The sequence below is a fragment of the Kitasatospora sp. NPDC053057 genome (genome assembly GCF_044546945.1).
Taxonomy (GTDB): domain Bacteria; phylum Actinomycetota; class Actinomycetes; order Streptomycetales; family Streptomycetaceae; genus Kitasatospora.
Map to the genome: position 1 here is coordinate 23898 of NZ_JBITZP010000065.1, position 6640 is coordinate 30537.

At 68.1% G+C, this 6640-nt stretch carries 6 protein-coding genes and 2 pseudogenes; 3 read left to right on the forward strand and 5 right to left on the reverse strand.

From position 1 onward, the window contains the following. Positions 1-493: 493 nt before the first annotated feature. Positions 494-2350, forward strand: a complete 1857-nt coding sequence (locus tag ACIG5E_RS36930; protein WP_396541261.1) for a DUF2334 domain-containing protein — start codon at positions 494-496, stop codon at positions 2348-2350. Between the two features lie 306 nt (positions 2351-2656). Next, a complete protein-coding gene (locus ACIG5E_RS36935) occupies positions 2657-3571 on the forward strand; it encodes a glycoside hydrolase family 113 (RefSeq protein WP_396541263.1) in 915 nt (304 codons plus the stop codon). A gap of 96 nt (positions 3572-3667) precedes the next feature. Here ACIG5E_RS36935 and ACIG5E_RS36940 read toward each other — a convergent pair whose 3' ends face one another. Further along, positions 3668-4447, reverse strand: a complete 780-nt coding sequence (locus ACIG5E_RS36940; RefSeq protein WP_396541265.1) for a class I SAM-dependent methyltransferase — start codon at positions 4445-4447, stop codon at positions 3668-3670. Positions 4448-4491: 44 nt separating this feature from the next. Further along, the gene (locus tag ACIG5E_RS36945; RefSeq protein WP_396541267.1) at positions 4492-4875 is read right to left on the reverse strand and encodes an SUKH-3 domain-containing protein; all 384 of its coding nucleotides are present in this window, start codon (positions 4873-4875) and stop codon (positions 4492-4494) included. 2 nt (positions 4876-4877) lie between these two features. Between ACIG5E_RS36945 and ACIG5E_RS36950 the strand changes: the two are divergent. Beyond that, positions 4878-5154, forward strand: a pseudogene (locus ACIG5E_RS36950) (GTP-binding protein); the annotation flags it as partial. A 26-nt stretch (positions 5155-5180) separates the two neighbouring features. Here ACIG5E_RS36950 and ACIG5E_RS36955 read toward each other — a convergent pair. From ACIG5E_RS36955 to ACIG5E_RS36965, 3 genes and pseudogenes are all read right to left on the reverse strand, one after another. Further along, positions 5181-6083 (reverse strand): IS3 family transposase, encoded by a 903-nt coding sequence (locus ACIG5E_RS36955; RefSeq protein WP_396541269.1) that lies wholly within the window; start codon positions 6081-6083, stop codon positions 5181-5183. Positions 6084-6088: 5 nt separating this feature from the next. Beyond that, complete coding sequence (locus ACIG5E_RS36960; protein WP_396541271.1) at positions 6089-6397, reverse strand: transposase; 309 nt, start codon at positions 6395-6397, stop codon at positions 6089-6091. Between the two features lie 38 nt (positions 6398-6435). Beyond that, positions 6436-6640 (reverse strand): annotated as a pseudogene (locus ACIG5E_RS36965) (hypothetical protein); the annotation flags it as partial.

The window sequence follows — 6640 nt, forward strand, 5'->3', positions numbered from 1 at the left end:
CCGTCAGCCCGGCCAAGGGCAGGACTATCCCCAGAGCGGGTTTTCCGTACATGAGATCCCCCCGGATTCCGCCTCGTTTGTCGTTCGGAGGCGTCGCGAACCGGAAGCTATCAGACGGCAGGCACGGGCCAGCCCGAGATGGTGCGAAATTTAGGATCGGAATGATTAATTCCGCAGATCAGCCGCACGTCGTGCCTGGTCCAGCGGTTGTGTGACGCGTGGGATCGATGGCCTGAATCGGCCCGGCCTGGCTCAATTCTCCGTGGCGGGGGTTGATCTGTCATGAATGCGCTATCCCCGGCCACGATTTCCTGTTGACACTCCTCCCGGCCCGGCGCAAGAATCGGCAATCTGTCGGGGCTTCATTGCCGCGCCTTCACCGCTTTCGTCGAGGGATGCCTCGGGTGGAGATCTCGGGTGCGGATCTCAGGTGCGGATACCGCGCGGGGATCCCAGGTGGAGGTGCCGACAAAACACTGAATCAGGGGGCACGATGAAAAATGTGCGAGGGAGAACTCCGCTTTCCCGCGTCCCGCTCATCCTGGCCGTGGTCGCCGCCCTGCTGGGCGGCGTCGCGTTCTCCACGGGCGCCGAGGCGGCCGCGGGCCGTGGTGGGGGCCCGCCCGCCGCGTCCGGCGGGCTCAAGGCCGCCGATCCCGGCTCGCCCTCCGCCGTCGGCCCCGAGGAGCTGACGGCCTGGAACGCCGCGGGGCTGGCGAACGACCGCAAGCGCCAGGCCCACCGGCTCACCGTCACCCCGGCGCCCGCCCGGGCCACCGTCGCGGCCCCGAAGGCCGCCGTCCGTAACCCGAATGCCGCGGACGCCACCTTCGGCACCTCGGCCCTCGTCCTCTACGACACCACCGGCCCCTACGGCTACCTCGGCGAGCTCTACGCGATGGCCGTCGCCAACCTCGCCGGCCACTTCGGCACCGTCACCGCCAAGCCGGTCTCCGCGTACAGCGCGACCATGGTGGAGCAGTACACCGCCACCTTCTACGTCGGCTCGACCTACTACGGCGGATCCATCCCCGATGCCGTCCCGGCGGCCTTCTACCAGGACGCGATGACCACCGGCAAGCCGGTCACCTGGATCGGCGACAACGTCTGGAACATGGCCAACGCCGTCGGCATCGAGAACTTCAAGAAGAAGTACGGCTGGGACCCGACCAACTCCTACTTCGAGACCAACGGCAGCGCCGGCAACATCAACCAGGTCACGTACAAGAACCAGTCGCTGACCCGGAAGATCCCCGCGGGCCAGGACGGCGGAGTGCTGCACCCCGCCCTCTCCGGCGCCGGCTACCCCCAGGTCACCCAGCTCGCCCAGGCCGTCGACGGCACCACCGGGGCCACCAGCCCGTGGGCGATCCGCTCGGCCAACCTCACCTACGTCGGGGAGATCCCCTTCTCCTACGTCTCCGAGTCGGACCGCGTGATCGCCTTCGAGGACCTCCTGTTCGACGCCCTCGCCCCCGCCACCAGCGAACGCCACAGGGCCTTCGTGCGGCTGGAGGACATCAGCCCCAACTCGGACCCGACGCAACTGCGGACCATGGCCGACTACCTGGCCTCGCAGAACATCCCCTACGGGATCAACGTCATCCCCGTCTACACCGACCCCAAGGGCGCCTACGACAACGGGATCCCGCAGACCATCACCCTGGCCCAGGCCCCGGACGTCGTCGCCGCGCTCCAGTACATGCTCCAGCACGGCGCCGTCCTGATGAACCACGGCTACACGCACCAGTACGGCAACGTCGACAACCCCTACACCGGCGTCACCGGCGACGACTTCGAATTCTTCCGCGCCCACGTCGACGCCGCCAACAACGTCGTCTACGACGGACCGCCCGCCGAGGACTCCACCGCCTGGGCCCAGAACCGGGTCACCTCAGCCCTCGCCACCTTCGCCGCGGCCGGCCTGCCCAGGCCCACCCTCTGGACGACCCCGCACTACGCCGCCTCGGCCGCCGACTACCAGGTCTTCGGACAGAACTACACGGCGCGGCTGGAGCGTTCACTCTACTTCGCCGGAACGCTCAGCGGCGGAACCGTGAACGCCGGCCGCTACATCGGCCAGTTCTTCCCGTACTGGGTGAAGGACGTCTACGGTACGACCGTGCTGCCCGAGGACATCGGCAACTACGAGCCGCTGCCCTACAACAACCACCCGGCGAGGCTGCCCGCCGATCTGATCGCCTCGGCCAAGGCCAACCTGGCCGTCCGGGACGGCGTGGCGAGCTTCTTCTACCACCCGTACTACGACGTGGCCCCGCTCCAGCAGACGATCGACGGCATCAGGGCCCTCGGGTACACCTTCGTCGGCCCGACCGACCTCGCCAACTGACCCGCCCCGACAGGTGAGGAGCCCCCAGCAGTGAACCCGATGAAGAGGATGGCCGCCGCGGCCCTGTCGGCGGTGGCCGTCCTCTTCGCCGCCGTCGGATGCTCCTCGTCCGGCGGCGGCGAGGACGAAACGCCCACCCCCTCGGTCAGCGGACCGAGCAGCCGCAGCGGCTCGGCGGGACCTGGTTCTCAGTCAGGTTCCGGTTCTCCGTCAGATCCCGGTTCTCCGACCGGTTCCGGTTCTCCGACCGGTTCCGGCAGTGCGAGCGGCCGGCCCGAGGACGGGACGGCGAGCCGGATACGGGGCATGACGCTCCCCTCGTGGAACACCGACGACTACAACAGCCCGGAGGCCACGACGTACCTCCGGCAGATCGCCGCCACCGGCGCCCGGTGGGTGACCTTCACCCCCACCTGGTACCAGGACCGCGTCAGCGACCCGGGCATGCACACCACTAACGAGACCGCCGCCGACGAGAGCCTGCGCAACATCATCCGCCTCGCCCACGACGCTGGCCTCAAGACCATGGTCAAGCCCCACGTCGACCTGACGAAGGGCGGCGACCGGGCCAAGATCAGGCCCAAGGACCCGGACGCCTGGTTCGCGGCCTACGAGCGCTTCATCACCCACTACGCCCAACTCGCCGCCGACAGCGGCGTCGAGCAGCTCTCGGTCGGCACCGAACTCGCGGGCACCTCGCAGGACGGCGCGCACTGGAGCAAGGTCATCGCCGCCGTCCGGGAACGCTACAAGGGCCCACTGACGTACGCCGCCAACTACGACGAGTACCAGAAGATCCCGTTCTGGAAGGACCTCGACGTCATCGGCATCGACGCGTACTGGCCGCTCGCCGACAAGGCCACGACCGACCCGGCACAACTGCGCCAGGCCTGGCAGCCCATCGCCGACGAACTCGCCGCCTTCTCCGCGCGCCAGCAGCGGAAGATCCTCTTCACCGAGGCCGGCTACGTCAGCCAGCGTGGCACCACCACCGCCCCCTACTCCTGGACCGTCAGCAAGAGCGAAGACGACGCCGAACAGGCCGCCGCCTACGAGGCGTTGCTCGCCTCCTTCGACGACAAGCCGTGGTGGGCCGGCGTCTGCTGGTGGATGTGGGACGACTGGCCCGACAGCGGAGAGACGGCGAAGAACCTCGCCTACACACCGCACGGGAAGCCGGCGGAGCAGGTGCTGCGGAAGTGGTGGGCGACCGGCACGTGAGGGTCCTCGGGGGGTGTTCTCGGAAGCCGTTCTCTGGAGGTGTTCTCGGGAGGTCTTCTCGGGAGGTCTTCTCTGGAGGTCTTCGAACGTGCTGGCTCACAACCGTCGGACGCGCAGCACGGCGGTCTGCATCGGCAGGGTGAACTCACCGTCCGCGGTCTCCGGCCTGCTCGCGAGGAACGCCCGGATCCGGCCCAGCGCGGCCTCCCGTTCCTCCTCCGGCATGACCAGCATCCCCGCGCGCGTCCCGAGGGTCGCGACGAGGGAGTCCGCGGTGCGGCGCTGCCCGTGCGGGAACAGTCGTTGCTCCGGCGAACCGAACCGGGCCTCCCCGCCGGTCCCCGGAAGGTGCGCCCCGGCCGTCTCGGCTCGCCAACTGGCAGGCGTGTCCCGCGGTCCGACGGCCGCAGGCCCGCTGATGCGCGCGAGCTCTGCCACCCACTCGACCTGGTTGTCCATCACGTTCCACAACCCGGCCAGGACCCCGCCGGACGCGAGCACCCGCGCGATCTCGGGCCCCGCGACCGCCATGTCGAACCAGTGCATCGCATTGCCGGCCAGTACGGCGTGGACGGAGGCGTCCGGCAGCGGAATCGCCTCGGCACTGCCCGACAGCGCCCGGACCGTCGGCTCCGAGCGGCGCAGCTCGGCCAGCATCGCCGGATCCGGCTCGACCGCGACCACCTCGGCTCCCGACACGACCAACCCGGCGGTCAACTTGCCGGTCCCGGCCCCGAGATCGAGCACCCGCGGACCGGGCGCGGCCTCCAGCGCCCAACGCACCGCATCGTGCGCGTAGTCCGGACGGTGCTCGGCGTAGGCGGCCGCCGCCGCGCCGAAGGATGATGCGTGAAGGCGCAGTTCTTCCTGATCCATCCGGCCACGCTATCGGCGCGGGCGGTGGTCGGCGGCCGTTCTCATCACTTCCTCACGGGCCGGTACGCAGAACGCGTGGACGATGCCCTGACCGACGTCCGCGCGCGGCGGAGGCTCAACAGGTCTATGCGTGAGCGAGGGATGGGTAGGGGGCGTTGACCGGATGCAAGAGGGACCACGCCCGTCTCATCGGCGCCGAGGGAGAACCGGTCGTGGTCCGGCTCGCCGAGTGGGAAGAGACGATGCCCGAGCGACGCGCCCGACTGCGTGAGCCGGTCGTCCTCGCCCCGGGCCGACGCGGGGTCGGCTCGGAACGCTGTGCGTGTACAGCTGATCCCCGGTCCGCTGGCGTTCACCGTCAAGGAGCCGAAGTCCTGCGGGAACGCTCTTGCAACGTCGTGCATGAGGAGGCTGATCTCCTCATGCACAGATCGCCGGCATCGCCGCTGTCTGTAACCTCGGCGTCCTCGCTCGTGTTGATGCTGGTAAGGCCATTGTCACTGAGCGGATGCTTTATGTCATCGGTATCACTCGTTAGCGTGGTGAGGTCCATGCGGGTACTGCCGTCACCGGCTTCGATTGTCAGGAGCGTGACCGCGGTATCGCTATTTTCGCCGCCGCTGTGCTTTGTCTGGGGTGGACGGCGGATCAACCTTATCGATGCTCCTGGTCTTGTGGACTTCGAGGGTGAGGTTGAACGTGAAGTTCCACCCTGATCTTGGACAGCGGGTTCTTACGCTGCGGGGGTGAAGTCGTGCTTCAGCCTGGCTCGGGTTTCGAGGGGGGTGAGGTATCCGAACTCAGGGTGCTTACGGAGCCTGGTGCGGTTGTATTCGACTTCGATGAAGTGGAATACGTCGGCTCGGGCGGCCTCGCGGCTCTCCCAGACGGTGGTGCCGATCTCCGCCTTCAGCAAGCCGAAGAAGCTCTCGGCTGCGGCGTTATCGTAGCATATGCCGGTTCGTCCCATGCTCTGCCTCAGATTCAACTTCCTTATCTCCCTGCGGAATTCACCACTCGTATACTCACTTCCGCGGTCGGTGTGCATGATGCAGCCGCTCTGCAGGCCGCCGCGGCCGGCGGCCATCTTCAGGGCGTCGGTGACCAGCTCGGCGCGGTGGTGGTCGGCCATCGCGTAGCCGACCACCTCGCGGGTTGCCAGGTCGATGACCGTGGCCAGGTACCACCAGCCCTCGATCGTGGGCAGATACGTGATATCGCCGACGAGTTTCGTTCCGGGCCGCGTCGCGGTGAAATCGCGGCCCACCAGGTCCGGGGCCGGGGCGGCCTTGGAGTCCTGCTTCGTCAGGTGGCGGCGCTTGCGGCGGGTGACGCCTCGGATGTCGCGCTCACGCATGATCCGCTCCACCTTCTTCCGGTTGATCGCGTGGCCCTTGCGCCGCAGTGCGGCGTGCACGCGCGGGACGCCGTAGGCTCCGCGCGAGGAGGCATGGATCTCCCTTATCTCCTCCGCCAGTTCGTCCTCTGCCCGTTGACGCACGGCTGCCGCCGGCCGACCGGCGAGCCAGGCGTAGTAGGTGGAGCGGTTGACGCCCATGACACGGCACATCAGGGCGATGCTGTAGCCGCCAGGGTTGTCCTCGGTGGCCTTCTCCGCATCGATGAAACGGCACACGGTGCCTACTTCATCGTCTCCTTCGCGAAGAAGGCGAGACCTTTTTTCAAGATCTCGATGGTCTGCTGCTGTTCCCGGTCCCTCTTGCGCAGCCGCACGAGCTCCTCCCGCTCGGCCGTCGTGAGCGCGCCCGCGGGGCCGTCCCCTTCGTCGATCTTCGCCTGCTTGACCCAGCCCCGCAGGCCCTCGGGGCTGACCCCCAGCTCCCGGGCGATCTCGGTGACGTTCCGATGCGGCGAGGACCGTACCAGCGCGATCGCGTCCCGCTTGAACTCAGCCGTGTACCGCTTGCTCATGTTGCTCTTGCCACTCACTACCTGGACTGCTTCCTCCGGGACCATCCGTCCCAGTATCAGGCTGTCCAACCGCAAGGTGGAACTTCAGTTTCGGTGAGGCCGGCTTCGGCGGCGAGGGTGGAGAGGGTGTCGATCGGCCAGCGGTAAGCGGTGGTCACCTTGTGGTCGAAGGGGGTGAGCGGGTCGCCCTCGGACTCGAAGAAGCCGAGCAGGGCGTATCCGCCCGGGGCCAGGACGCGGCGGAACTCGGCGAGGTAGGCG